The 23,252-nt window shown below is 73.5% G+C and carries 22 protein-coding genes and 1 pseudogene; 9 read left to right on the forward strand and 14 right to left on the reverse strand.

Annotation, left to right across the window (positions count from 1 at the left end; genetic code table 11):
* Positions 1–22 precede the first annotated feature (22 nt).
* Complete coding sequence (locus ACFW01_RS05810) at positions 23–427, reverse strand: hypothetical protein (protein WP_384502473.1); 405 nt, start codon at positions 425–427, stop codon at positions 23–25.
* A gap of 52 nt (positions 428–479) precedes the next feature.
* Here ACFW01_RS05810 and ACFW01_RS05815 point away from each other — a divergent pair, with 52 nt between their 5' ends.
* On the forward strand, positions 480–932 hold the full coding sequence (locus ACFW01_RS05815) for a MarR family winged helix-turn-helix transcriptional regulator (RefSeq protein WP_234958738.1): 453 nt from the start codon (positions 480–482) through the stop codon (positions 930–932).
* A 288-nt stretch (positions 933–1,220) separates the two neighbouring features.
* Here the strand turns inward: ACFW01_RS05815 and tnpA are convergent, their stop codons facing one another.
* Complete coding sequence (gene tnpA / locus ACFW01_RS05820) at positions 1,221–1,637, reverse strand: IS200/IS605 family transposase (RefSeq protein ID WP_384502474.1); 417 nt, start codon at positions 1,635–1,637, stop codon at positions 1,221–1,223.
* Positions 1,638–1,662: 25 nt separating this feature from the next.
* Between tnpA and ACFW01_RS05825 the strand changes: the two are divergent.
* Positions 1,663–2,861 (forward strand): annotated as a pseudogene (locus ACFW01_RS05825) (RNA-guided endonuclease InsQ/TnpB family protein).
* Positions 2,862–2,895: 34 nt separating this feature from the next.
* On the opposite strand, the gene ACFW01_RS05830 reads toward ACFW01_RS05825, so the two are convergent.
* From ACFW01_RS05830 to ACFW01_RS05850, 5 genes are all read right to left on the reverse strand, one after another.
* Positions 2,896–3,543, reverse strand: coding sequence for a dihydrofolate reductase family protein (locus ACFW01_RS05830; protein ID WP_234958755.1), 648 nt, complete (start codon positions 3,541–3,543; stop codon positions 2,896–2,898).
* Positions 3,544–3,616: 73 nt separating this feature from the next.
* Complete coding sequence (locus ACFW01_RS05835) at positions 3,617–4,483, reverse strand: GNAT family N-acetyltransferase (protein ID WP_384502475.1); 867 nt, start codon at positions 4,481–4,483, stop codon at positions 3,617–3,619.
* Positions 4,484–4,618: 135 nt separating this feature from the next.
* Entirely contained in the window at positions 4,619–5,014 is a 396-nt protein-coding gene (locus ACFW01_RS05840) for a hypothetical protein (RefSeq protein ID WP_234958764.1), read from the reverse strand.
* Positions 5,015–5,046: 32 nt separating this feature from the next.
* Entirely contained in the window at positions 5,047–5,886 is an 840-nt protein-coding gene (locus ACFW01_RS05845; RefSeq protein ID WP_384502476.1) for a DUF4397 domain-containing protein, read from the reverse strand.
* 76 nt (positions 5,887–5,962) lie between these two features.
* Complete coding sequence (locus ACFW01_RS05850; RefSeq protein WP_234958768.1) at positions 5,963–6,607, reverse strand: sigma-70 family RNA polymerase sigma factor; 645 nt, start codon at positions 6,605–6,607, stop codon at positions 5,963–5,965.
* A gap of 160 nt (positions 6,608–6,767) precedes the next feature.
* On the opposite strand from ACFW01_RS05850, the gene ACFW01_RS05855 reads away from it, so the two are divergent.
* From ACFW01_RS05855 to ACFW01_RS05880, 6 genes are all read left to right on the forward strand, one after another.
* Positions 6,768–7,760, forward strand: a complete 993-nt coding sequence (locus ACFW01_RS05855) for a MerR family transcriptional regulator (protein ID WP_234958775.1) — start codon at positions 6,768–6,770, stop codon at positions 7,758–7,760.
* 117 nt (positions 7,761–7,877) lie between these two features.
* Positions 7,878–9,125, forward strand: a complete 1,248-nt coding sequence (locus ACFW01_RS05860) for an NAD(P)/FAD-dependent oxidoreductase (RefSeq protein ID WP_384502477.1) — start codon at positions 7,878–7,880, stop codon at positions 9,123–9,125.
* 113 nt (positions 9,126–9,238) lie between these two features.
* Complete coding sequence (locus ACFW01_RS05865) at positions 9,239–9,949, forward strand: SDR family NAD(P)-dependent oxidoreductase (RefSeq protein WP_384502478.1); 711 nt, start codon at positions 9,239–9,241, stop codon at positions 9,947–9,949.
* 97 nt (positions 9,950–10,046) lie between these two features.
* The gene (locus ACFW01_RS05870) at positions 10,047–11,312 is read left to right on the forward strand and encodes a lycopene cyclase family protein (RefSeq protein ID WP_384502479.1); all 1,266 of its coding nucleotides are present in this window, start codon (positions 10,047–10,049) and stop codon (positions 11,310–11,312) included.
* Entirely contained in the window at positions 11,309–12,043 is a 735-nt protein-coding gene (locus ACFW01_RS05875; RefSeq protein ID WP_234958788.1) for a methyltransferase domain-containing protein, read from the forward strand. The genes ACFW01_RS05870 and ACFW01_RS05875 overlap by 4 nt, the downstream gene beginning before the upstream one ends.
* 53 nt (positions 12,044–12,096) lie before the next feature.
* Positions 12,097–13,647 (forward strand): FAD-dependent oxidoreductase, encoded by a 1,551-nt coding sequence (locus ACFW01_RS05880; RefSeq protein WP_384502573.1) that lies wholly within the window; start codon positions 12,097–12,099, stop codon positions 13,645–13,647.
* Here the strand turns inward: ACFW01_RS05880 and ACFW01_RS05885 are convergent.
* From ACFW01_RS05885 to ACFW01_RS05905, 5 genes are all read right to left on the reverse strand, one after another.
* The gene (locus ACFW01_RS05885) at positions 13,596–14,603 is read right to left on the reverse strand and encodes a DUF5914 domain-containing protein (protein WP_234958790.1); all 1,008 of its coding nucleotides are present in this window, start codon (positions 14,601–14,603) and stop codon (positions 13,596–13,598) included. The two genes, ACFW01_RS05880 and ACFW01_RS05885, sit on opposite strands and share 52 nt — an antisense overlap.
* A complete protein-coding gene (locus tag ACFW01_RS05890) occupies positions 14,600–15,595 on the reverse strand; it encodes a phytoene/squalene synthase family protein (RefSeq protein ID WP_384502480.1) in 996 nt (331 codons plus the stop codon). The genes ACFW01_RS05885 and ACFW01_RS05890 overlap by 4 nt, the downstream gene beginning before the upstream one ends.
* Positions 15,582–17,159 carry a phytoene desaturase family protein gene (gene crtI, locus ACFW01_RS05895; protein WP_234958801.1) on the reverse strand — a complete coding sequence of 526 codons (1,578 nt, stop codon included), beginning with the start codon at positions 17,157–17,159 and terminating at the stop codon, positions 15,582–15,584. Before crtI ends, ACFW01_RS05890 begins: the two co-directional genes overlap by 14 nt.
* A complete protein-coding gene (locus ACFW01_RS05900) occupies positions 17,156–18,298 on the reverse strand; it encodes a polyprenyl synthetase family protein (RefSeq protein WP_384502481.1) in 1,143 nt (380 codons plus the stop codon). Before ACFW01_RS05900 ends, crtI begins: the two co-directional genes overlap by 4 nt.
* Before the next feature lie 101 nt (positions 18,299–18,399).
* Positions 18,400–19,908 carry a cryptochrome/photolyase family protein gene (locus tag ACFW01_RS05905; protein ID WP_384502482.1) on the reverse strand — a complete coding sequence of 503 codons (1,509 nt, stop codon included), beginning with the start codon at positions 19,906–19,908 and terminating at the stop codon, positions 18,400–18,402.
* 167 nt (positions 19,909–20,075) lie between these two features.
* Between ACFW01_RS05905 and ACFW01_RS05910 the strand changes: the two genes are divergently transcribed.
* Positions 20,076–20,642: a DUF4383 domain-containing protein gene (locus tag ACFW01_RS05910; RefSeq protein ID WP_234958811.1), complete on the forward strand. Its 567-nt coding sequence runs from the start codon at positions 20,076–20,078 to the stop codon at positions 20,640–20,642.
* A gap of 51 nt (positions 20,643–20,693) precedes the next feature.
* On the opposite strand, the gene ACFW01_RS05915 is transcribed toward ACFW01_RS05910, so the two are convergent.
* Together ACFW01_RS05915 and ACFW01_RS05920 are read right to left on the reverse strand one after the other, a co-directional pair.
* Positions 20,694–21,929, reverse strand: coding sequence for a hypothetical protein (locus ACFW01_RS05915; RefSeq protein ID WP_234958814.1), 1,236 nt, complete (start codon positions 21,927–21,929; stop codon positions 20,694–20,696).
* A complete protein-coding gene (locus ACFW01_RS05920) occupies positions 21,911–23,149 on the reverse strand; it encodes a glycoside hydrolase family 26 protein (RefSeq protein WP_234958817.1) in 1,239 nt (412 codons plus the stop codon). Before ACFW01_RS05920 ends, ACFW01_RS05915 begins: the two co-directional genes overlap by 19 nt.
* Between the last annotated feature and the right edge of the window lie 103 nt (positions 23,150–23,252).

The raw sequence follows: 23,252 nt of genomic DNA on the forward strand, positions 1-23,252 counted from the left end.
CGGCGACGTGGAGGGGCCGGGGTCAGGTCGTCCGCGGGGTGAGCAGCTCGGCCCGGGCCCGCGCCCAGACAGCTCTGGGGTCGAAGGTGTCGGAGCTCCAGGTGGCCGAGGTCAGCTCCCCCCTGCCGTGGTATGCCCGCATGATCTTCACGTGCGGCGGCCAGCCGACGAACCCGCGCAGCGCGGCGTGATCGCGCCAGACGGCCACGGCCCCGCATCTGCGGCCGGTGCGCTCCGCCCACAGCCACATGCCGTGCGCCCCGTCCAGCTCCTGCCAGTCGGAGGCGAGGTGCCGGGCCGCCCGGTAGATCCCGGGCAGGTCCGTGATCCTGCGGGGGGCGAAGTCGGTGATGCTCACCAGGACGGGGCCGGGCCGGCCGCTCGCCGGTCCGGCAGTCCAGGAGGATCTCAGAATTTTAGTAGGCATGTGCTTACGATCTGCTTGTGCCTACTGATTGTCAACGGGTAGGTTCGGCGCCGTGAACGCTGCCGCTGGAGACGCGCCCAGACCCGACCTCGCCGCGATGGTCGTCCCCCTCGGCCGCGCGCTGATGGCCGCCGAGCAACCCGTCCTCGACGCCCACGGGCTGAGCATGTGGGGGTATGTCGCGCTGTCGGCCCTCGGGGACACACCCCTGCGCACCCAGGCCGCGCTGGCGGCGGCCATCAACGCCGACAAGACCCGCATCATCGCCGTGCTGGACGACCTGGAGTCGCGCGAGCTGCTCACCCGCCGGCCCGACCCGGAGGACCGCCGGGCCCGGCTGCTCTCCCTCACTCCCGAAGGCCGCCGGCTGCGGGACTCCGTGCGGGACGAGATCCAGCGGCGCGAGGAGTCCTGGCTCGGACAGCTGGCGGACGCCGACCGGGAGAGCTTCCTGCGGAGCCTGCGCACGCTCTTCGAGCTGAGTCGCCGGAGCCCGGAGCGGTAGCCGCGCCACGGTGGGGCCGTCGGCTCGACGGGTTCGGGGGCGGTTGGCGCCGGGCCGGGGTGGTCGGAGGCACTGCGGGCGAAACTGAACCGGCTCGCCGAGCGGGGCTGGCTGCGCAAGCTGGCCGACGGAAAGTTCACCACACGCTGTGAGCACCGGACCCGAGCGCAGTCCTGCTGTCGGGACTATTCGCAGTGCAGCGGGCTTCAGCCCGGTGGTGAAGCGGATCTGAGAGCTGCTCTGACCTCAGCTGTGTGCACGGATCCGCACTGTTCACCTCAGCCCAGGTCAGAGCGGCCGGTTCTGCTGCTCGATGTACTGCTTCACGGTGCTGAGCGGTGCGCCGCCGACGGAACCGGCGAAGTACGAGCCGGACCAGAGTCGTTGTGCCCGCCAGTAGTGGCGGACGAGGTCGGGGAACTCCTGGCGCAGCCGCCGGGAAGAGACGCCCTTGAGGCTGTTGACCAGCTTGGACACGGCGACCTTCGGCGGGAAGTTCACGAGCAGGTGGATGTGGTTGTTCTCGCCGTTGAACTCGACCAGCTCGGCCTCGAAGTCCTCGCACACGGCCCGCATGATCTCCTCGCACCGCGTCAGGTGTCGATCGGCTAAGACCTTGTGCCGGTACTTCGTCACGAAAACCAAGTGGACATGCATGCGGAAGACACAGTGACGACCAGTACGAACGTTCTCATCAATACCCATAAACCAATTGCGTATCATGATCCGCGTGCAGCTTCGGTACAGCTTCCGTCTGTACCCGAGCGCCGGTCAGCGCAGCGCGTTGGCGAGGGCGTTCGGGTGGTCTACAACGACGCGCTCCGCGCTCGGGAGACCGCCCGCAGCGAAGGCACGCCGTTCCCGAAGACCGGGGACCTGTCGAAGGCGCTCATCACCGAGGCGAAGAACACCCCGGAGCGGGCCTGGCTCGGCGAGGTCTCCGCGGTCGTCCTCCAGCAGTCCCTCCGCGACCTGGACACCGCGTACAAGAACTTCTTCGACGGGCTCAAGGGCAAGCGCCCCCGTATGGGCGCACCCCGGTACAAGTCGCGGAAGGACACCCGGCAGGCCGTCCGGTTCACCGCGAACGCCCGCTGGTCGATCACTACCGGCGGAAAGCTGCGTCTGCCGAAGATCGGCGACGTCAAGGTGACGTGGTCGCGGACGCTGCCCTCCGTGCCGTCGACGGTGACGGTGGTCAAGGACAGTGCGGGCCGGTACTTCGCGAGCTTCGTCGTCGAGACCGGCACGGAGGAAGCCCTTCCCGAGGTCACACCCGGGCTGGGCATCGATCTCGGGCTCGGGCACTTCGCGGTCCTCTCCGACGGGACGAAGGTCGACAGCCCGCGCTTCCTGCGCCGCGCCGAGAAGCGCCTGAAGAAGGCACAGCGCGCCCTCTCCCGCAAGGAGAAGGGCTCCAGCAACCGGAACAAGGCCCGGATCAAGGTCGCTCGCGCACACGCGAAGGTGGCCGACGCACGCCGCGAGTTCCACCACCAGCTCTCCACGAAGCTGATCCGCGAGAACCAAGCGGTCGCCGTGGAGGACCTGGCGGTGAAGGGACTCGCCCGCACGCGCCTGGCCAAGTCCGTCCACGACGCCGGATGGTCGGCGTTCGTGAACATGCTGGAGTACAAGGCCGCACGGTACGGGCGCACCTTCGTGAAGATCGGCCGCTTCGAGCCGACCTCCCAGGTGTGCTCGCAGTGCGGCGTGAAGGACGGCCCGAAGCCGCTGCACGTCCGTGTGTGGACGTGTGGGGCGTGCGGGTCGGTCCTGGACCGGGACATCAACGCGGCGGTCAACGTCGCCAAGGCGGCCGGACTGGCCGTGTCAGCCTGTGGAGCGCAGGTAAGACCGGGACTCGTCCCGGCACCGCGCAGCGAAGCAGGAACCCACCCGACACCGCAGCCTTCAACGGCGCGGTAGGCGGGAATCGCCGTCCTTCAGGGCGGCGAGGATGTCAATTGCGCCAGAACAGGTGGTGCACCACTCCGCTCGAGCTGGGGACCACGTCGAGGTGGAAGCGGTCGGTCAGCTCGTCCGGGGACTCCCACAGGCGGGCACCGGAGCCGAGCGTGATCGACGGGTTCACCACCACGTGCAAGGTGTCCACCAGGTCCGCGTCCAGGAAGGCGCGGATGGTCGTGGCGCCGCCACCGACGCGGACGTCCTTGCCCCGGGCCGCCTCCTTCGCCTTCTCCAGGACCTTGGCGGGGTCGTCGTCGACGAAATGGAAGGTCGTGTCCGACAGGGAGAAGGACGGGCGGGTGTGGTGGGTCATGACGAAGACCGGGGTGTGGAAGGGCGGTTCGTCGCCCCACCAGCCCTGCCACTCCTCGTTCTCCCAAGGGCCGCGCTGCGGGCCGAACTTGTTGCGTCCCATGATCTCGGCGCCGATGTTGTGGTCGTAGTCGCGGATGAAGTAGTCGTCCAGTCCGCGGCTGCCGCCCGGCTCCGTCCGCATCTTCCAGCTGGCCGTGGCGCCTGCCCAGCTCAACAGGCTCATCGGATCGGCGTGGCCGAAGGGCCGCTCCAGGCCCTGCCCCTCGCCCGCGCCGAATCCGTCGCTCGAGACGGTGAAGTTCTGGACCCGCAGCAACTGAGCCATGGTGCTCCCTGCTCCCGTTCGGTGATCTCTGATCATCGCTGTCGGAAGGGTAGACCCGCGGGCCCGGGAAAACTCATCGCAGCCGGCCGAGGTCGTAGCCGGTGAAGTCGGCGTACGGCAGGTAACCGATGCGCCGGTACAGCGCGTTGCTCGTGAGGTTGGCGGGGTCGGTGAACAGGACGACGTCGGTCGCACCCGCGTTCAGCGCGGCCCGGGTCACCGCGACGGTCACGGCGCCCGCGTAGCCCCGGCCGCGGAGCCGGGCCGGGGTGTAGACGGGATCGATGCGGACCTGGCCGCCTACCAGGGGATTGGCGCCCGCCATGGAGACGGGGGTACCGTCCGCGTCCTCCCAGTAGGTGTAGCGCTTCTCGGCGAAGCGGGTGCCGGCCCAGGTGCCGGCGTCTATGGAGACGCTCTCCCCGACGTCCGCCGCGAAGTCGCGGCACCATCCCATGAGGTGCTCGTGTTCCCGCTCCTCCACCGACCGTCCCCGGCCCGCCGGAACCGGCTCCGGCGGGGTCAGCGTGCCGAGACGGTGCAGCCGGCCGCGCCAACCGTGCACGGCGGCGGCGCCGGTGTGCCGCTGCCAGGCCTCGGCGAACCCGGTGGCGGTGTCGTGGTCGGCGAGCACGCCGGCGACGGTGAGACCGAGGCCGGTGAGGCGGCCGGCGAGGACGTCGGCCTGCTCGGGGGAGAGGGCGGTGAGGACGACGCGGTGGGACGGGAGGCGGTAGAGGGCCGCGTGAACCTCGCCCCCCGCCTCCAGCAGCCCGAACACGACGGGGCCGGGGCCGAACGCGGCCGTGCCCCGGGTGCGCATCTTCTCCAGGGTCGTCAGTTGCGTGGTGTGCAGGGCGGGCCGTGAGCGCAGGAAGTCTCCGGCGCGGGCGAGGAACGTGTCGAGGTCTTCGGTGAAGTGCCAGTCGTCCGGTCGCATACTTCATGATCTACGACGCGGGCGGGTCCGGGGGAGTGCTGTGCCCGAAGTGCGTGCGATCGACGCCCCGGCCGCGCGGCGCGCTCGTCGGCGCTCGGCGCGAGGAGAGCGCGTACCAGGAAGGCGCTCGGGCGCTCAGCGGCCGCGCCGCCGCCATCGGACGACCGCGACCCCCGCGAGGAGCCCCAGGGCCAGCGCGGCGGCGCCGGGAGCGGGGGAGCGGCCGCGCGTGCGTTCTCGCGCGGCCGTGTCCACGGGCGGGGGGCCTGCCCGGTGCTCCGGTGCCGGTGCGGCGGGTTCGTCCGACTCGGACAGGCCCTGGGCGATGCGCTGCCACACGTGCGCCGGAGGGGCGCTCGGGAGGTCCGGCTCCTCGACTCCGCGGGCCGCCATGACGACGCGGGTCATGAGGTGCAGTTCCTCCCGGCAGCGCCCGCAGGCGGCGAGGTGCCGGAGGGCGTCGGCGTCGTCGTGCGTGACGTCGTTTCCGAGTGCCAGTTCCACCAGCTGCGCGGGGTCGACGTGTGGCACCGCTGCCCTCCTGCCGGTGTGCCGGGGCCGGTTCACCCACGGTGCTCCGCGGCCCGGCGGATCACCAGGACGCCGGTCAGGGTGACCATGCCCGTCACGGCCGCCCAGGCCAGCCACTGCTCCGAGGAGTTCGGGCTGAGGCCGGCGGCGTTGGCGCCCGAGTAGCCGGCGCCCGGTGAGGCCTGCGTGGTGTCGAGCGTCTGGGTCGCCAGTGCCAGGTTCTTGTCGGCCGCGCTGCCCCAGGCGTAGGCGACGTTGCTCGTGCCGTTCGCGAGGTTCAGGTCGGCCGGGCCGATCGCCACGGTGTCGGTGCCGGCGAGCACCACATCGGCGGAGACCGTGCCGGCGTCGACCACGGCGGTGTCCTGCTTCGGGTTCTCCAGCCCCTTGAACACGGGCTGACCGTCCGCGCGGACGTCCACGGCGGGCGCGGCGGCGACGTGGCGTACCGTCAGCCGCGACTGGCCGTCGCCGACCGCGGAGACGTCGTTGGTGAAGGCCGTCAGCTGGGGTGTGCCGTCGGCGGACAGGTGCGCGGCGAGGGTGGCGTTCCCTCCGGCGGGTACCTCGACCTGCTTCTCGATGGCCGGAGTGCCGTCGGGACCCTGGCCGGCCTCGAAGACCTGGATGTCGTAGGTACCTGCCTTCAAGGACTGCGGGTCCGTCACCGTGCCGGGCTTGAAGTCGCTCAGCAGCTCGTCACCGTTGGCGTAGACGTCGACGGTGAGTCCGGGAACGCCGTGGAAGACGGACACCATGGCCGAGTCGTCACCGCCGCCCGCGGGCGCGGACACGGCGGGTGCGGCGGCGGTGAGGGCCAGGGCGCAGGCTCCGGCCGACGCGCCGAGGATGAGCGGGATTCGGGAAGCCATGAGGATCATCCCTTCTTCGAGTGGCGCCCGTCGGGGCGGTCTCGTTGGTGGCTCGTATGTGGTTCCGGCACGGGCGTCACGACGGATGCGCCGTGCGGTGCGCTTTCTCCTCGCGGGCCGCCGCCCGCTCGTCGGCGCGGCCCTGTTCGATCCCCTCGCGCAGCCGGTGCAGACCGCGGCGGGTGTGGCTCTTGACCGTGCCCAGCGGCGTGCCGGTGCGCTCGGCGATCTGGACCTGGGTGAGGTCCTCGTAGAAGGCCATGCACAGGACCTCACGCTGGCCGCGGGGCAGCCGCGACAACGCGTCGACCAGCAGCACCCGGTCCAGGACCTCGTCCACGCCCGCTTCGTGGCGGTGCCCGTCGGCGTCGTACGCCACCGATTCCACCAGGGCGAGGCGGCGCGTCCTGGCCGCCAGGGCGTCGACGATCTTGCGGCGCGTGATGCCGACCAGCCAGCTGCCGAGCGGCCCCCGCTCGGGACGGTAGCCCGCCCGTCCGCGCCAGGCGCCGATGAACACCTGCTGCGTCACGTCCTCGGCCTCGTGGGGATCTCCGAGCGAGCGGCTGGCCAGGGTGTGGACGAGTGAGCCCCAGCGCCGGTAGACGGCCGCGAAGGCGATCTCGTCGGACGCGCACAGACCACGGGCCAGCTCCTCCTCGTCCGGCGGGCTCGCCGGCGGACCGGCGGGGACGTCGGAGTGTCGCGCTTTCGTGCTCATGATCTGTTCCTCCTGCCGTCTGCGCTGTCCGAGGCGGAGAGCCCTCCGCGCGCGGGTTCCGGACGGTGCGGGATGCGTGGGCAGCAGCCCTTGGGAAACAGTCTTGTGAGACCGAACGACGCACACAACATGCATCGTTTGTGCGTCGTAAGGTGGGAATATGCGTCTGCACGGGGACGATGAGACCGATGCCGAGGCGGATGCCCGGCGTGGTGGCGGGCTGACCACCGGCGAGGTGGCACGGCGCCTCGGGGTGGCGCCGACCACCGTCCGGTCGTGGGACCGCCGCTACGGGCTCGGTCCCGCCGCGCACACCGGCGGCCGGCACCGCCGCTGGACCGCCGACGACCTCGCCCGGCTGGAACGGATGTGCGCGCTGACGGCGACCGGGCTGCCACCCGCCGAGGCCGCCCGCCTGGCCCTCGGCGAGACCGCCCCCGACACGCCCCCGCGCCGGACCGTTCCCCGGCCGCCGCCCCCGCAACGCAGCCGCGCCGGCACCGGCATGCGGCTCGGTGACGTACGTCAGGAGTGCAAGGGCATCGCCCGCTCGGCCCTGCGACTCGACGCCGCAGCCCTCGACACACTGCTGGAGGACGCCATCGAGGAGCACGGCCTGGTCGCCGCCTGGACGGAGGTGATCATGCCGACGCTCCAGGCCGTCGGACGCAAGTGGGAGACCGCGGGCGAGCGGTACGTCGAGGTCGAGCACTTCCTGTCCTGGCACGTCTCCGGCGCCCTGCGCCGCCACGCGCCGCCCGTGGTCGCCGACCGGCCCGGCGCCACCACGGTGCTCGCCTGCGTGCCCGCGGAGAACCACACGCTGCCCCTGGAGGTCCTGGCCGCCGCGCTGGCCGAACGGGGCCTGCCGGTCCGCATGTTCGGCGGCGCCCTGCCCGTCGAGTCGCTCGTGGCCGCCGTCCGCAGGACCGGCCCGGCCGCGGTGGGGCTGTGGGCGCAGTCCCGCACCACGGCAAGCCGGCCGCTCGCCCAGCACGTCTCGGCGATCGAGTGGGGCGTGCGCGGCGCCCGCAGGAAGCCCGTGGTGCTGACGCTCGGCCCCGGCTGGGCCGGGCAGACCTCACCGGGGCTGCCGCACCCGCCGGGCCTGTCGGAGGCCGTCGCGGTGGTGGAGTCGGTCGTACACAGGTGACGTCGCTCGTCCTCTCGGGTACCCGACGGCGGTGCCGCCTGGCCTCACCGGGCGGAACGTGCTCGGGTGGATCCGGTCTCCCGGCGGGCGGAGGCCGCTGTCGAAGGAGGGGCGCGCATGACGACTCACCACCACGGCACCCCGGACACGGTCGTCGTCGGAGCGGGGCTCGCCGGTCTGGCCTGCGCGCTGGACCTGTGCCGGGCCGGACGGCGGGTGGCGCTGCTGGAGGCGTCCGACGGGGTCGGCGGACGGATGCGCACGGACCGGCGGGACGGGTTTCTGCTGGACCGCGGCTTCCAGGTGTTCAACACCTCGTACCCCCAGGTCAAGCGGCGCCTCGACCTGCGCGCCCTGCGCCTTCGGCCGTTCACCCCGGGCATCGTCGCGCACACCCCGGCGGGTGCCGTCCGCCTCGCCGATCCGACCCGGCGTCCCCGGGCGGCGGGAACGCTGCTGCCCGGGAGGGTGCTGGACGCCCGTGACCTGGCCGCCCTGGCCGCGCTCACCGCCCGGGACACCCTGCTCCCCGCCGGTCTGCTCAAACGGGGTCCCGACCGGTCCACCGCCGACGCACTGTCCCGCGCCGGAGTCTCCGACGCGGTGGTCACCGGCATCCTGCGGCCCTTCCTGTCCGGGGTGTTCCTGGAGGACCGGCTGGAGACCTCCGCGCGCTTCTTCCACCTGGTCTGGCGCAGCATGGTCAGGGGGACCCTCTGTCTGCCCGCCGGTGGTGTCGGCGGCGTCCCCGCACAGCTGGCCGACGGCCTGCCCGAAGGAGTCCTCCGGCTGGAGACGCCCGTCGAGGCGGTCACCGCCTCCGGAGTACTCCTGGCGGACGGCCGGGAACTGCGGACCCCGTCCGTGGTGGTGGCGACGGACGCCGCTACGGCCGCACGACTGCTGCCGGGCCCTCGGGTCCCGGAGACCCGCACCGTCACCACCTACTACCACGCCGCGCCCCGCACCCCCCTGGCCGAACCCACGCTGGTCGTGGACGGCACCGGCGCGGTGCTGAACAGCTGCGTCCTGACCGAGGTCGCGCCCTCCTACGCGCCCCCGGGCACCTCGCTGGTCTCCACCTCCGTGCTCGGCCCCGACCGACCCGGAGCGGACGGGACCGTCCTGCGCCGCCTGGCCGAGCTGTACGGCACCGACACCGGCGACTGGACACCCGTCGCCACGTACACCGTCCGGGGAGCACTGCCCGCGATGACGCCGCCCTGGCCGACGAGCCGCACGACCCGTGTCTCCGTGGGCCGCTACGTCTGCGGCGACCACCGCGCGACCGGCAGTGTGCAGGGCGCCCTCGCCTCGGGCACCCGGGCCGCCCGGGAACTGCTCGCCGACCGGGCCGGCGACTGACCGCCCACCGGACGGCATCCGCCGCATCCGTCACGGGCCGGGACACGGAATACCCGGAGGACACCGACGACGGGCGAGACCGCCGCCCTGACCCCTGCGATCGGGAGTGGACAGTGAACCTCGAAGGCGCGCGTGTGCTGGTGGCCGGTGCCACCGGCGTCCTCGGCGGTGCCCTCACCGCCGAACTCGGGGCCCGGGGAGCGCGGCCGGCCCTGGCGGGACGCGACCCCGCGCGGCTCGCGTCGGCCGCACGGGCCCATCCGGGCGCCCCGACCGTCACGTTCGACGCCTACGACCCCGCCTCCTGCACCCGCGCGGTCGACGGCGCGGCGACGGAACTGGGCGGGCTGGACGCCGTCGTCACCGCCTTCGGGTCGGTGGCCTTCGGTCCGGCGGCGGAGGTCGGCGACGAGATCGCGGAGCACCTGACGGCCGTCAACGTCCTCGCGCCCACCGCCTTCTTCCGCGCCGCCTTCACCGTCCTGGGTCCCGGCTCGGCGATCGCCGCCTTCACCGGCGTCGTCGCGCGGCGCCCCCAGGCGGGCATGGCCGACTACAGCGCCTCCAAGGCGGCGCTGAGCGCCTGGCTCGACGCGGCCCGCCGCGAGGCACGGACCGGCGGCATCCGGGTCCTGGAGGTCCGGCCGGGACACCTCGACACGGGCTTCGCCGACCGGCCCGTCGCGGGCACCGCCCCGCCGATGCCGGCCGGAGGCGACCCGCACCGGGTCGTGGCGGCCGTCGCCGACGCGCTGGAGGCGGACGCCGAACTGGTCCGCACCGACCAGGACGGAACACCCGTCGTCGAACGGCACACCAGGTGAACCGGCCCGCCCCCGCCCCCGCCCCCGCGCTCGAGGCGGACGCCGAACTGGTCCGCACCGACCAGGACGGAACACCCGTCGTCGAACGGCGCACCAGGTGAACCGGCCCGCCCCCGCCCCCGCCCCCGCGCCCGACGTGACGTCGGACGTCGTCATCGTCGGCGGCGGTGCGGCCGGACTCAGCCTCGCGCTCCGGCTGACGGCCTCCGCCTCCCCGACCGTCACCCTCGTGGAGGCCCCGGACGGCCCACTGCGACCCCCCGAACGGACCTGGTGCTACTGGGATCAGGACACCGATGACCCTCATGCCCCCCACGGTGCCGACGACTTCGGCGCGGCGGTCGGCGCCTCCTGGTGCCACCTGCGCGTCCACGGCAGCGACGGCCGAGCCGTCACCGTCGACCCGGCACCCCTGCGCTACCGCATGCTCCGGTCCACGGACTTCGAACGGCTGGTGCACGCGCGGCTGGCGCGCTCCCCCGGCGTACGCGTCCTGCGCGCCACGGCTGACACGGTGCGCAACGCCGCCGACGGCACGGCGGAGGTACGCTGCACCACCCCCGACGGCGGCACCCGGCTGCTCCGGGCACGCCATGTGTTCGACTCCCGCCCCAGGCCCGCCCTGCCCCCGGCCCGGACCCGGCTGGCGCAGCACTTCCGGGGCTGGTTCGTGCGCACCGGCGCACACCGGTTCGACCCCGGCGTGGCCGACCTCATGGACTTCCGCGTCCCGCAACCGCCGCACGGCCTCGCCTTCGGCTACGTACTGCCCCTGGCACCGGACCGCGCGCTCGTCGAGTACACCGAGTTCTCCCGCACCCCGCTGACCACCGAGGCGTACGAGGCCGCGCTGGCGCACTACACCCACGACGTCCTGAAGCTCGGGGCGTTCACCGTGGAGTCGGCGGAGCAGGGGGTCATCCCGATGACCGACGCGCGCTTCGCCCGCCGGGTGGGCCCCGCCGTCTTCCGGATCGGCACCGCGGGCGGCGCCACCCGGCCCGCGACCGGATACACCTTCGCCGCCGTCCAACGGCAGAGCCGCGCGATCGCCGCGGCCCTGCACCAGGGCCGCGCCCTGGTGCCGCCTCCGCACGGGCGGCGGGCCCTCGCCATGGACGCGGTGCTGCTGCGGGCCCTGGACACCGGCCGGATCGACGGCCCCGACTTCTTCACCGGCCTCTTCCGGCGGATCCCGCCGCACCGGCTGCTGCGCTTCCTCGACGGCGACACCAGCCCGTGGGAGGAATGGGGCATCGGCCTGCGTACCCCCGTGGGCCCGATGCTCCGCACCGCCCTCGAACTCCCCTTCCTGCCCCGGCGCCCGCACCGCCCCCCACGAACCGGAGACGACCACCGATGACACTCCTGCGCGACCACGACCTGGCACGCGCCTTCGACCACGCCTCGCACACCTACGACCGGCTCACCTCCCTCAACCCCGGCTACCGCACCGACCTCCTGCGCTCCGCGCGGCGGCTGCGGCTGCCCCGAGCCGGCGCCGGCCTGCACGTCCTGGACCTCGGCTGCGGCACCGGCACCTCCACCCGGGCCCTGCTGCGGGCCGCACCCCGCGCCCGGATCACCGCCGTCGACGCCTCGGCGGGGATGCTGCGGCGCGCCCTCGCCAAACCCTGGCCGGCCCGCGTCCGTTTCCGGCACCTGACCGCCGAGGAAGTCGTCACGACCGACGAGGGACCGTACGACGCGGTCTTCGCCGCCTACCTGTTCCGCAACGTCACCGACCCGGACGGCGTCCTCGCCGCCGTCCGCACCCTGTTGCGGCCGGGCGGCCGGCTCGCCGTGCACGAGTACAGCCTCAGTGGCTCGGCCGCCCACCACGCCCTGTGGAACGCCGTCTGCCGAGGCCTCATCATTCCCGCGGGCACCCTGAGCGGCGACCGCGCCCTGTACCGGCACCTGTGGCACAGCGTCGTCCACTTCGACACCGTTCCCGCCTTCACGGCGCGCCTCACCGACGCCGGGTTCACCGGCGTACGCGCGGCCCCCGTCGCCGGGTGGCAGACCGGCATCGTGCACACCTTTCTGGCCCGCAACGGTGCCGCCGCCCCACCGGTGGAGGTGGCCCGTTGAGCGCCGGCCGGCCGGCGGCCAGGCGCGGACGCGACCGCAAGGCCGAGATCACGATGCCCACGCCGGGCCGGGACCGCCTCGACCCCGGGGACGCTCCGGCGGTCGCCGTGGTCGGCGGGGGAATCGCCGGACTGGCCGCGGCCACCCTGCTCGCCGAACGCGGCGCCCGCGTGACCCTGTACGAACGCGAGGACACACTCGGCGGACGGCTGGCCGGCCGGCCCACCCGCCTGGCCGACGGGTCCCGGGCCACCATGAGCCGCGGCTTCCACGCCTTCTTCCGCCAGTACTACAACCTGCGCGGCCTGCTGCGGCGGACCGACCCCGGACTCGACCGGCTGCGCCCCCTGCCGGACTACCCGCTGCGGCACAGCGGAGGGCTGACCGACAGCTTCGCCCGGGTCCCGCGCACCCCGCCGCTCAGCGCGCTCGGCTTCGTCGCCCTGAGCCCCACCTTCGGCTGGCGCGACCTCGCCGCCATGGACGCCGGGGCCGCCCTGCCGCTCCTCGACGTCCGGGTGCCCGAGGTCTACGACCGGTTCGACTCCATGAGCGCCACGGAGTTCCTCGAACGCGTCCGCTTCCCCGAGGCCGCGCACCATCTGGCCTTCGAGGTGTTCTCCCGCAGCTTCTTCGCGGACCCGCGGGAACTGTCCGCCGCGGAACTGCTGCTGATGTTCCACATCTACTTCCTCGGCTCGGCCGAGGGCCTGCTCTTCGACGTGCCGGACGAGCCGTTCCCCCAGGCCCTGTGGGACCCGCTCGGCGACTACCTCCAGCGCCTCGGGACCGACCTCCGCAGCGGCACCCCCGTGCGCGGCGTCCACCCGGACGACGACGGAGGAGTGGAGGTGCGCACCGACGACGCCTTGGACCGGTACGACGCCGCCGTGCTCGCCCTCGACCCCGGAGCCCTGCGCGGACTGACCGCCGCGTCACCCGGGCTCGGCACACCGGCGTGGCGCGAGGACATCGCCTCGCTCGGCACCGCGCCGCCCTTCCTCGTCTCCCGGCTCTGGCTGGACCGGCCGGTCCACGCCGACCGCGCCGGGTTCCTCGGCACCAGCGGCTACGACGGACTGGACAACATCAGCGTGCTGGAGCGCTACGAGGGCGAGGCCGCCCGCTGGGCCGCCCGGACCGGAGGCTCGGTGGTGGAACTGCACGCCTACGCGGTCCCCGCCCACGCCCACCCCGAGACCGTGCAGAACCGCCTCCTCGACAGCCTCCACCGGGTCTACCCCGAGACACGGCGGGCCCGGATCGTCGACGCCCGGCACGAATGGCGCGCGGACTGCCCCCTCTTCCCGGTCGGCTCCTACTCCCGGCGGCCCACCGTCGTGACCCCCCACCCGAACGTGACGCTGGCCGGCGACGCCATCCGCTGCGACCTGCCCGTCGCCCTGATGGAACGCGCGGCCACCACCGGCTTCCTGGCGGCCGGAGCCCTCCTCGCCGGCTGGGGAGTGCGGGGCCAGGTGCTGTGGACAGTGCCCCGGACCGGCCGGTCACCCGTACTGCGGGCACTCGGCCGGGCCGGGAACCGCCGTGCTCAGCCCGGGAACCGGCCCGTGCTGCGCAGCGCCCACCGCCGCTCCGCGTAGGCGAGGTCGTCGCGCCACAGCCGCCCGGCCGTCCGGCGCATCAACGGCCGCAGCACCGGCGCGGCGGCCCGCGCCAGCGCGAAGCCCCGCCGGTCGGAGGCGGCGACCACCGCTTCGACGACGGCGGTCCGCGGACGCGCGGCCCCCTCGGCGGTCAGCGGCGTGGCATGGGTCTCCACGACGGACGTGGACCCCTCACCCTCCGTGATCCGCATGACGACCGTACGCGGCTCCGGCGCGGTGAACTCCGCCCGGACCGGCACCACCAGACGGCCCGTCACCCGGAACGACACGTCCACCACGAAGGCGTCGTCCGCGTCGCCCAGCGGCGGCCGGGCCACCGTCAGATCCACGAACGAGTACGGGTGGAACCACGAGCCGTGCCACGGATCGAGCCGGTTGGCGACCACGTCCTCGGGCTCGCACCGCCCGACGGCCGTGAAGACGGCGTCCACACCGCCGCCCGGCGCGGGCCGCTCCGGGACCACGGGACGCTCCGACGGCTCCTCGCCGCCGACCGCGTCCAGCCGGACCCACACCAGGACGCCGTCGTCGTGGACCGGGAACGGCTCCCACCCGGCGAACGGCCCGCCGTCCAGGGCCAGACCGTGCCAGTGGCACACCAGCGTCCCGCACACCACCCGGCTCTCCCGCAAGGGCGCGCCCAGATGCGGGCACGCCCCCGGGCCCGCGCGCAGCTCACCGGTCTCCGACCGCCACAGCACCACCTCGGTGCCGCCCACGGTTCGCCCACAAGGGCGGCCACCGGTGCGCACGTCCCGGGAGGCACCGACGACGAACCAGTTGCCCGAGGGACGCGCCGAGGCCCGTTTGAGGGCGTCGTCGATCAGTGCCGGGCGCGCCTCCCGCCAGGTCGGGGTCTGGGCCGCCCAGTCCGACCGGCCGCGCCGCCGCAGCGGCGGGGTCCAGCCCGCCCGGTCCGCTCGGTCGCTCACTGCACGGGTCCTTTCGTCCGGGGCGCCGCATCGCCCGTCCGCGGCGCCGGGTGCGTGCCGCGGGCACGTCGGCGCGCGCGTACGACGCCCACCACTCCGGCGGCGGCCGTGGCCGCGCGACGCCCGCGCGAGACCACGGCACGGCGGTGCACCACGGTGTAGTCCTGCTCCGCGATCGCGTCGAGAATCCCGCCGTAGAGCGTGAACGCGGTGCGGATGCAGGGACGCACCCGTGGATCGAGCATGGCGATGCCCGGCTCCGCAGCCCGGTACACCTCCCGCGTCATGGCCTCGGCGGCGACGAGCGCGGCGCGGATCCGCGGATCCCGGCGTCCCGTGCGGCGGCTCCACTCCAGCAGCGGCCGGTCCACACCGTGCGCGGCGAGCAGGTCGGCCGGCAGGTACACGCGGCCCCGGTCCAGGTCCTCGCCGACGTCCCGCAGGAAGTTGGTGAGCTGGAAGGCGACCCCGAGGTCGGCGGCGTGCGGGGCGGCCTCCTCACGGGGGACGACCGTGCCCAGCACCGGCAGCATCTGGAGGCCGATCACCGCGGCCGAGCCGTGCATGTAGGCGCGCAGGTCGGCATAGGTCGGGTAGTCCGTCACGTGCAGATCGCCGCGCATCGACACGAGGAAGTCGGCGAACAGCGAGTGCTCGATGCCGTGCCGTGCGGCGGTGTCGGCGACCGCCCGGACCACGGGCTCGGTCCCCTCACCGGTCCGCAGCCCGTGCGCCAGGTCGCTCTCCAGGACCCGCAGCAGCCGGTCGCGTTCCGCCGGTGTGCGGTGCCGGTCCAGGTCGTCGACGATGTCGTCGGCCCAGCGGGCGAAGCCGTACAGCGCGTGCACGCGGGCACGGCGCTCCAGCGGGAGGAGCCGGGTGGCCAGGAAATAGGTCTTGCCGTGCCGGGCGTTGAGCCGTCTGCACAGGGTGTAGTCGGCGCGCAGGCCGGGATCGGTGATGTGTGCGGCATCCAGTTCACGACGGGCCATGGGAGCCTTCCGCGGTCGGGGCGACATCGGCACGCTCGGCTCGTGGCGCCGGACGGGGGTGCACGGTACGGGCGGCGGCACGGGCCCCGCCGGTGACCCGTGCGGCGGCGAGCCTGCCGCTGATCAGCACGGTCGGCACGCCGACGCCCGGGGTGGTGCCGCAGCCCGCCAGAACGACGTTGTCCACGCCGCGCACCAGGTTGCGGGGGCGGAACGGGCCGGTCTGGGCGAAGGTGTGGGAGACCGAGAAGGGGCTGCCCGCCGCGTGCCCCTGCGCCGTCCAGTCCAGCGGGGTGACCAGCAACTCCTCCTGGACACCGGCCGCGAACCCGTCCAGTCCCCGCCGCTCCAGCTCGCCGACCAGGTCGTCGCGGTAGCGGGGCCCGAGGTCCCGCCAGGCGGCGGCGGAGGGCCCCACGTCGGTGTTCGGACACGGTGCGAGGACGTAGTGGAGGTGCCGGCCCGGTGGTGCGAGGCCGGGGTCGTGCGTCGTCGGCCGGGTGATCAGCAGGGACGGGTCGCTCATCAGCCGCCCCGTGCGGGTCAGTTCGTCGAAGGTGGCTTCCCAGGCGCCGCCGAAGGACAGCGTGTGGTGGGCGAGACCGGGCCACGTCCGGTCGGTTCCGGCGTGCAGGACGACCGCCGAGGGGGAGTGCCGCAGCCGCACCGGACGCCTCGGCGCGCGCCCCAGCAGCCGGTGCGCGGCGGGCAGTTCGCAGGTCAGCACCACGGCGTCGCACGGAATCCGCTCCCCGGAGGCCAGCCGCACGGCCCGCACCCGGCCCGCCGACCGCTCCAGCGACGTCACCTCGGACGACCAGCGGAACCCGGCCCCCGCCTCGCCCGCCGCGTCGGCCATCCCGCGGGGCAGCGCGTGCATGCCGCCCTTGGGGAACCAGACGCCGGCCACGGTGTCCATGTAGGCGATCACCGCGTACGCCGCGAGGGCCCGGGCCGGGGCCACACCCGCGTACAGCGCCTGGAAGGAGAAGACACGGCGCAGCCGCGGGTCGGCGATGAAGCGGCCGATCCGCCGGTCCAGCCGCCCGAAGCCGCCCAGCGCCGCCAGCCGGGCCAGGTCGGGGTGGAGCAGCTGGAAGGGCGAGTCGAAGTTCGTGTCGATGAAGCGCCGCATCTGGGCCCGGTACAGCCGCTCCAGCCAGTTCCGCAGTCCGCGGTAGCCCGCCGCCTCGGCGGGACCCGCGAACCGCCTCACCTCCGCCTCCATCGCGTCGCCGTCGGTGTGGACGTCGAGGGCGGTCCCGTCGGCGAAACTCGCCCGGTACGCCGGATGCAGGGGTGTCAGCTCGACATGGCGGTCGAGGCGGTCGCCCACGGCGGCGAACGCCTCGTCGGCCAGATGCGGCATGGTCAGCACCGTGGGCCCGGTGTCGATCTCGTAGCCGCCCAGGCTCACCCGGCCCGCCCGGCCGCCCGGCCCGTCGTCCCGCTCGACGACCGTCACCCGGCGGCCCGCGCCCAGCAGGTGCAGCGCGCAGGCCAGCCCGGAGAGGCCGGCGCCCACCACGACCACGTGATCCGTCGGACCCGTCACCGTCCTCACGCGGCCTCCCCGGTGGTGCGCCCCGCGACGACACCGGACGCCCGCTCCACCAGGGCGGTGAACTCCAGGCTCACGGCGGGCTCGGCGCCGGTCCGGGCGAAGTGCCGCAGACTCTTCGCGGCCAGCTCCGCGATGGTCGCCTCGACGACCGCCCGTGCCCCGGTGCGTTCCAGCGCGTCGCGCATCCGGCGCACCTCGTCCGGGCCGGCCCCCGCCCCCGGGGCGAGCGCGGCGGCGGCGTCCGCGTCGCCGGCGGCCTCGGCTCTCCTGAGGCCGACCGCCAGCAGACACGTCAGCTTGCGCGTGCGCAGGTCGTCGTCGGCCGGCTTGCCCGTCACCGCCGGGTCGCCGAAGGCGCCGAGCAGGTCGTCGCGGAGCTGGAAGGCGAGCCCGGCACACCGTCCGGCGGCCCGCAGCGCGTCCAGGGCGGGCCCGTCGGCACCGCCCAGCACCGCGCCCAGCGCCAGCGGGCGTTCGACTGTGTACAGGGCGCTCTTGAGGGTGGCGACGCTCAACGCCTCGTCGACGCCCGACGCCCCGGTGGCCTGCGCGTGCAGGTCCCGGTACTGGCCGGCGACCATCTCGCCGCGCATGTCCTGCCACTCCTGGTGCAGCCGTTCACCGTACGGCGAGCGGAGCGCCGTCTCGGTCAGCAGGTCGTCCGCCCACGCCAGGGCCAGATCGCCGACGAGTACGGCGGCGGACGCGCCGAAGGCGTCGGCGGAACCGCTCATCCCCGCGCCGAGGTGCGCGTGGGCGAGGTCGACGTGGACGGCGGGCGCGCCGCGGCGCAGCGGTGATCCGTCCATCACGTCGTCGTGGACGAGCGCGCACGCCTGGAGGAGTTCCAGGGCGGCGCCCGTGCGCAGGACCGCCGTGACGTCCCCGGCTCCGCCGGCAGCCCGCCACCCGCACCACGCGAACGCCGTGCGCAGCCGCTTGCCGCCGCGCCGTACGAAGGCGGCGACGCGCTCGGCGACATCGCGGGCGTACACGGGATCGACGTCGCGTGCCTGCCGCAGCCTGGCGTCGAGGACGGCGTCGAGTTCCGCCTCGGCCGCCTGGACGGCGGCACGGGCCGTGAGCGGGCCGTCGGCCGGTCTGACCGGCTCGGTCACCGTGGACGGCGGTCCCAGCATGCACAACCCCTTCTCACTCCCGGTCATTTGCACACCCATGCTTCCGCCGGGCGGACCCGAACGGATGCGCCGGATCCCCGCCCGTCGCTCAACGACGTCGCTCAAGGAGGCGCGTCGCCGCGGGCCCGTTCCTGGCGGCGCACGTCGGCCAGGTCGGTGAGCCGCTCCAGCTGTCGCACCGGACGGGCGGTGCGGTGGTTGTGGCCGAGCCGTTCCCGGTGCCGGTCGAGGAAGGTCCAGTAGCCCGCGGTGTAGGGGCAGGCGTGCTCGCCGGTCCGGTCGCCCGGCCGGTAGCGGCACGGTCCGCACAGGTCGCTCATCCGGTGCACGTAGGCGCCGCCGGACGTGTAGGGCTTGGTCGTCATCCGGCCGCCGTCGGCGTACTGGGACATGCCGACGACGTTGGGCACCATGACCCAGTCGTAGCCGTCCACGAAGCAGCGGTGGAACCAGTCCGTCACCGCGGCGGGGTCCCAGCCGCGCTGGAGGGCGTGGCTGCCGAGGACCATCAGCCGGGGAATGTGGTGGGTCCACCCCGTGTCCCTTACCTGGGCCAGCACCGTGTGCAGGCAGCGCGCCCGCACCGCGTCCGCGTCCAGCTCGCTCCACCAGTCGGGGAGCGGGGCGGTGTGGCGCAGCTCGTTGGACCGCCGGTACTCCTCACCGAAGTACCAGTACAGCTGCCACACGTACTCGCGCCATCCGGCGATCTGCCGGACGAATCCCTCCACGCTGCCCAGCGGCGCCCGCCCGGCGCGCCACTCGGCCTCCGCGCGCTCCACGCACTCCACGGGGTCGAGCAGGCCGAGGTTGAGCGAGGACGACAGCAGGCTGTGGCTCATCACGGGGTCGGCGGCGAGCATGGCGTCCTCGTACGGCCCGAAGCTGCCCAGCCGACGTGCCAGGAAGCGTTTGAGCGCGGCCCGCGCCTCGGTGCGGGTGGCAGGGAACAGCCGCGGCCCGTCGCGTCCGACGAAGGAGACCCCGCCGTCCTTCTCCCACCGGTCGAGGTCGTGGCGGACCTCCTGGTCGATCTCGTCCTCGCGCGGCCGGTAGGGCGCGGGAACCGGCAGGGTGTCGGCCTCGCGCGGGGGCGGCCGCCGGTTGTCGTGGTCGAAGTTCCAGCGACCGCCCGCGGGGCTGTCGGCGTCCATCAGCAGCTCGTGCCGCCGGCGCACCCAGCGGTAGAAGTCCTCCTGCCGCAGCCGCTTGCCGCCGTGTCCGTCCGCCCACGCCGCGAAGTCTTCCGCCGGGACCATGAACCCCCGCGCAGGGCCGACGGTGACCCGGGACAAGGAGCGCACGAGCCGGAGGGCGGCGTACGAGGTCGGGTGGTGGACGGTGACCGGCCGGCCGCGGGCGGCCCGGTCCAGACCCTCCCGGTAGGTGTCGGCCCGCACATAGGTCACCCGGTCGCCCAGTTCGGCGGCCCGGTGCCGCATGGCGGAGAGCACCAGGTGCGCCTTGGCCCGGTGGAAGCGGCGCCGCCGGAACACCGACCGGGCCTCCACCATGAGCAGCGGTGTGTCCCGGCCGGGGCCGTGTGCGCCCGGCGCGAGGAAGTGCGGCCCGAGCTGGTCCCCGAAGAGCCAGTGCACGGTGCTTCCCATGACCGCTTCCTCCCGGCGCTCACTCCGATTCGTCCCTGATACGAGATCATGAGGGCAACGGCGCGACCGCGCCCGTCGCGAAGGGCGCACGCGGCGAGCCCTCTGCTCCACACGGGTGAACGGCTCACCGGCGCATCCGATCCGGGCGCGGCCGGCGAAACAGGTGCATGAAGCTACGAGACGAACTGCCCGTCGATCACCACCTCGCGAGCGTCTACCGCTACGGTGCCGGATTCTGCGGTCTCGTCCTGCTGGCCTTCGCCGCCCTCGGCTTCGCCGACGCCCTCAGCCCGTTCCGCACGGGGGGCGGCCTGGTCGCCGGAATGACCACGAACGTCGCCCTCAGCGTCATCTCCACCGTGGTGGGACTGGCGCTGCTCGGCGGGGCGGTGATCGGCGGCAATGTCGCCTCCACCCTCAACATCGTGGTGGGTGCGCTCTTCTTCCTGAGCGGCTTCGCGCACATCTTCGTGCTGGACCGCCCCGCCAACATCCTGGGCTTCGGCATGAGCAACGTGATCTTCAGTTTCGTCATGGGACTGTTCATCGCCACGTTCGGCATGTACGGCCGGGTCTCCAGCAAGCTCTCGCACGACAACCCCTACTGGGCGGCGAGACACCCCGAGCAGGCGGCGAGGGAGGAAGCGGCCGCCCGGAGCGCCCTGCCGAGTACGGCGGGCAGCGCCCCGGCGCTGCCCGAGACGGCGAAGGCTCCCCGTCGCGGGAGGCGGTGACCCGGGCGAAGGCGGGCGGACCGCGGCCCGCCCGCCCGCCCGGTCACCCCTTCACCGGCAGCGAGCCGTGAATCCGTTCGCCTCCAGCCCCTGGCAGAACGAGGCCTTGGCCGCGCCGTACCGGGAGAGCCTCCCGTCGACGAACCAGGTGGTGTCCGGCGGGAAGTCGAAGCTCCCGTCGTCGATGCCGTCCCAGCCGTAGCGGAAGTCCAGGTTGATGTAGGCGATCGAGCGGATCACCCCGGTCAGGTCGTGCGTCCCGGGCAGGTTGGGAATCGGGCCCCGGTAGTTCATCAGGGAGAACAGGCGCTTCACCCACAGGTCACCGGTCTGCTGCTCCAGGCCGTCGGTGGACGTGCCGTCGGCCGTGAAGTTCATCAGGCCCGCCTCGGAGACCACGACCGGCCTGCCGTGGTCCTTGGCGAACTTCAGCAGCTTCAGCACGTTGGCGTCGTGGTCGAAGTTCCGCCACACGGCGGCCGGATTGCCGTGCGCGTCGGTGCCGATGTAGGCGTTGCGGCACTGCTGGGCAGCCACGTCGTAGTTCTGCGGCGGAGTGCCGTTGTACAGGGGACCCCGGTCGTAGATGGGCAGGCACAGTTCGTGGGCGAAGACCGAGACGCCCAGCCAGTCGACCGCGGCGTCACCCGGGTACATCGTCTCGAACTCGCCGCGCACCGGGTGGAAGACGTACTCCAGGTTGTGCGCGGTGGACCGGCTGTCGAGGTAGCCCGCGAGGCGGTTGAAGGCGTTCTTGTACGAGGAGCAGCTCGCGTCGGTGCAGTGGTAGAAGCTGCTCACCTCGTAGTCCAGCCGCAGCTTGAAGCGGGCCCGGGGGTGGGCCTCGGTGAAGGCCAGCAGACGGTCGAGGGAGGCCGTGTGGCCGCCGGCGGCCAGCTCGGCGGTGACCGCCCGGGACCGTGCCGCCTTGGCGTTCTCGTCGCCGCCCTCGAAGCCGGGCGGGTTGTCCTTCCAGCTGATGCCGACCTGGACGGTCTTCCCCTGCTCGGCGAGGAGGGTGGCGTACGCGCGGTGGGCGGGGTTCACCCAGTCGCCGCCGCGCAGCTCGTAGTAGACGGAGCCGCCGTCGGCGTTCTGCCCGAAGGTGTGGAAGTCGTCCCAGGCACCCCTGGTGGACTGGCCGAGGAGCAGCTCGGGCGGCGCGGCCGCGGTGGTCGTGGCCTCCGCCGCCTGGGCGGACCCGGTGCCCACGGGCAGGAACAGAAGTCCCGCGAGCGCGGCGGCGGTCAGGGACCGCAGGACGGTTCTCACTCGTTGTGCGTCCATGTCGGCTTCCTGATCTCGTCGAGGAATCGGGCGAGCACGGTGGGGTCGGCCTGCACGCGGGAGTCGCCCCAGTTGCCGTTGGCACAGCCGGGACCGCCGGCCTGCGCGCCGTTCGCGCACTGCCACTGGGTCTGCGCGTCCCAGTCGGTGTTGATGTAGGCCGCGGCGCGGATGACGTCCCTGTTGCGCTCCACCCAGTCGAAGTACCCGGCGTGCCAGCCGTCCCAGATCGCCTGGCCACTGGACGGCGCCGGATTGTTGCGGAAGATGCAGCTCGTGGTCCCGGCGCCGGTGCGGGCGCCCTGCGGCGCGGCCTCCGACACCATCGCGGGCTTGCCGTGCGCGCGGGCGAAGTCGAGGAGCCGGTCCTGGAGGCCGACCGGATCGGTGTCGTACGTCCCGCAGCCCCACTGGGTGCGCACCGAACGGGAGTTGTAGAACGAGGACAGCCCGACCCAGTCGACGTACTGGTCACCGGGATACCAGTCGTCCAGGTGGCCGGGGTCGGTCACGACGTAGTTCCACTCGGGATGGTCCGGGTGGGTGTTCACCGGCCATGCGGCGCTCTGCCACACGGTGGCGACCCGGGTGGCGCCGAGGGCGTCGACGCGTCCCTTGATGTAGCGGAAGGCGTCTTTGTAGAACTCGGAGTTGTAGCAGTTCCAGGGGCCGTCGAACTCGTAGCCGATGCGCAGCAGGATGTCCCGGTCGTAGCTCTTGAACCGGTTGATCATCTCGTCGACCTTGGCGCGGTACCGCGTGACGAGGTTCGGGTTCCCGGCGGTGACGTCCGCGTCGTCACGGCCGATGATGGCGCGCAGCGGCTGATTGGTGCAGCCGGAGGTGGCGTCGGAGAGGTACAGGCCGACGGCGACGGTCGCGTTCGGGTACTCGCGCATCGTCCGGGCGAAGTCGACCGTACCGGCGCCCCAGTCGGCCGGTCCGGTCATCCCGGCCAGGGCTTCGGGGGAGCCGCCCAGGACCAGGTTGGTGTACAGCGTCACGCCACCGGGATCCGGTGCCCCGAGCGCAGGGTCGTCCAGCACGTCCGCGCGGTAGTCGCTGAGCGTGTCGCTGTCCTGGCCCATCACCAGCATGACCTTGCCGTCGGCGGGGGCCGACGGGGCCGGATCCGCCGCGGCGGCCGAGGGCAGCCCGGTCAGGGCGAGCAGGACGGCGGCGGCGACTCCCGCGCCGAACGCCCGTCTCGTGTGTGTCATGTGTGTCTCCGCTTCGTAGGGTCACGGCGCTCGCATGGTGCGGTGGGCGGAGGGCCGGGTCAACCAGCTGCGAAATTTTCGTAGAACCGGGCAGCTCGCGAGC

This window comes from Streptomyces sp. NPDC058985 (assembly GCF_042740985.1).
Lineage (GTDB): Bacteria > Actinomycetota > Actinomycetes > Streptomycetales > Streptomycetaceae > Streptomyces.

Bases quoted from the DNA above. Each gene is read 5' to 3' on its own strand.
- ACFW01_RS05855 (WP_234958775.1), top strand. From the start codon at position 6,768: ATGCGTCTGCACGGGGACGATGAGACCGATGCCGAGGCGGATGCCCGG.
- ACFW01_RS05890 (WP_384502480.1), bottom strand. From the start codon at position 15,595: ATGGCCCGTCGTGAACTGGATGCCGCACACATCACCGATCCCGGCCTG.
- ACFW01_RS05830 (WP_234958755.1), bottom strand. From the start codon at position 3,543: ATGGCTCAGTTGCTGCGGGTCCAGAACTTCACCGTCTCGAGCGACGGA.
- ACFW01_RS05880 (WP_384502573.1), top strand. From the start codon at position 12,097: ATGCCCACGCCGGGCCGGGACCGCCTCGACCCCGGGGACGCTCCGGCG.
- ACFW01_RS05835 (WP_384502475.1), bottom strand. From the start codon at position 4,483: ATGCGACCGGACGACTGGCACTTCACCGAAGACCTCGACACGTTCCTC.
- tnpA (WP_384502474.1), bottom strand. From the start codon at position 1,637: ATGGGTATTGATGAGAACGTTCGTACTGGTCGTCACTGTGTCTTCCGC.
- ACFW01_RS05860 (WP_384502477.1), top strand. From the start codon at position 7,878: ATGACGACTCACCACCACGGCACCCCGGACACGGTCGTCGTCGGAGCG.
- ACFW01_RS05905 (WP_384502482.1), bottom strand. From the start codon at position 19,908: ATGGGAAGCACCGTGCACTGGCTCTTCGGGGACCAGCTCGGGCCGCAC.
- ACFW01_RS05915 (WP_234958814.1), bottom strand. From the start codon at position 21,929: ATGGACGCACAACGAGTGAGAACCGTCCTGCGGTCCCTGACCGCCGCC.
- ACFW01_RS05810 (WP_384502473.1), bottom strand. From the start codon at position 427: ATGCCTACTAAAATTCTGAGATCCTCCTGGACTGCCGGACCGGCGAGC.
- ACFW01_RS05910 (WP_234958811.1), top strand. From the start codon at position 20,076: ATGAAGCTACGAGACGAACTGCCCGTCGATCACCACCTCGCGAGCGTC.
- ACFW01_RS05920 (WP_234958817.1), bottom strand. From the start codon at position 23,149: ATGACACACACGAGACGGGCGTTCGGCGCGGGAGTCGCCGCCGCCGTC.
- ACFW01_RS05845 (WP_384502476.1), bottom strand. From the start codon at position 5,886: ATGGCTTCCCGAATCCCGCTCATCCTCGGCGCGTCGGCCGGAGCCTGC.
- ACFW01_RS05900 (WP_384502481.1), bottom strand. From the start codon at position 18,298: ATGCTGGGACCGCCGTCCACGGTGACCGAGCCGGTCAGACCGGCCGAC.
- ACFW01_RS05875 (WP_234958788.1), top strand. From the start codon at position 11,309: ATGACACTCCTGCGCGACCACGACCTGGCACGCGCCTTCGACCACGCC.
- ACFW01_RS05850 (WP_234958768.1), bottom strand. From the start codon at position 6,607: ATGAGCACGAAAGCGCGACACTCCGACGTCCCCGCCGGTCCGCCGGCG.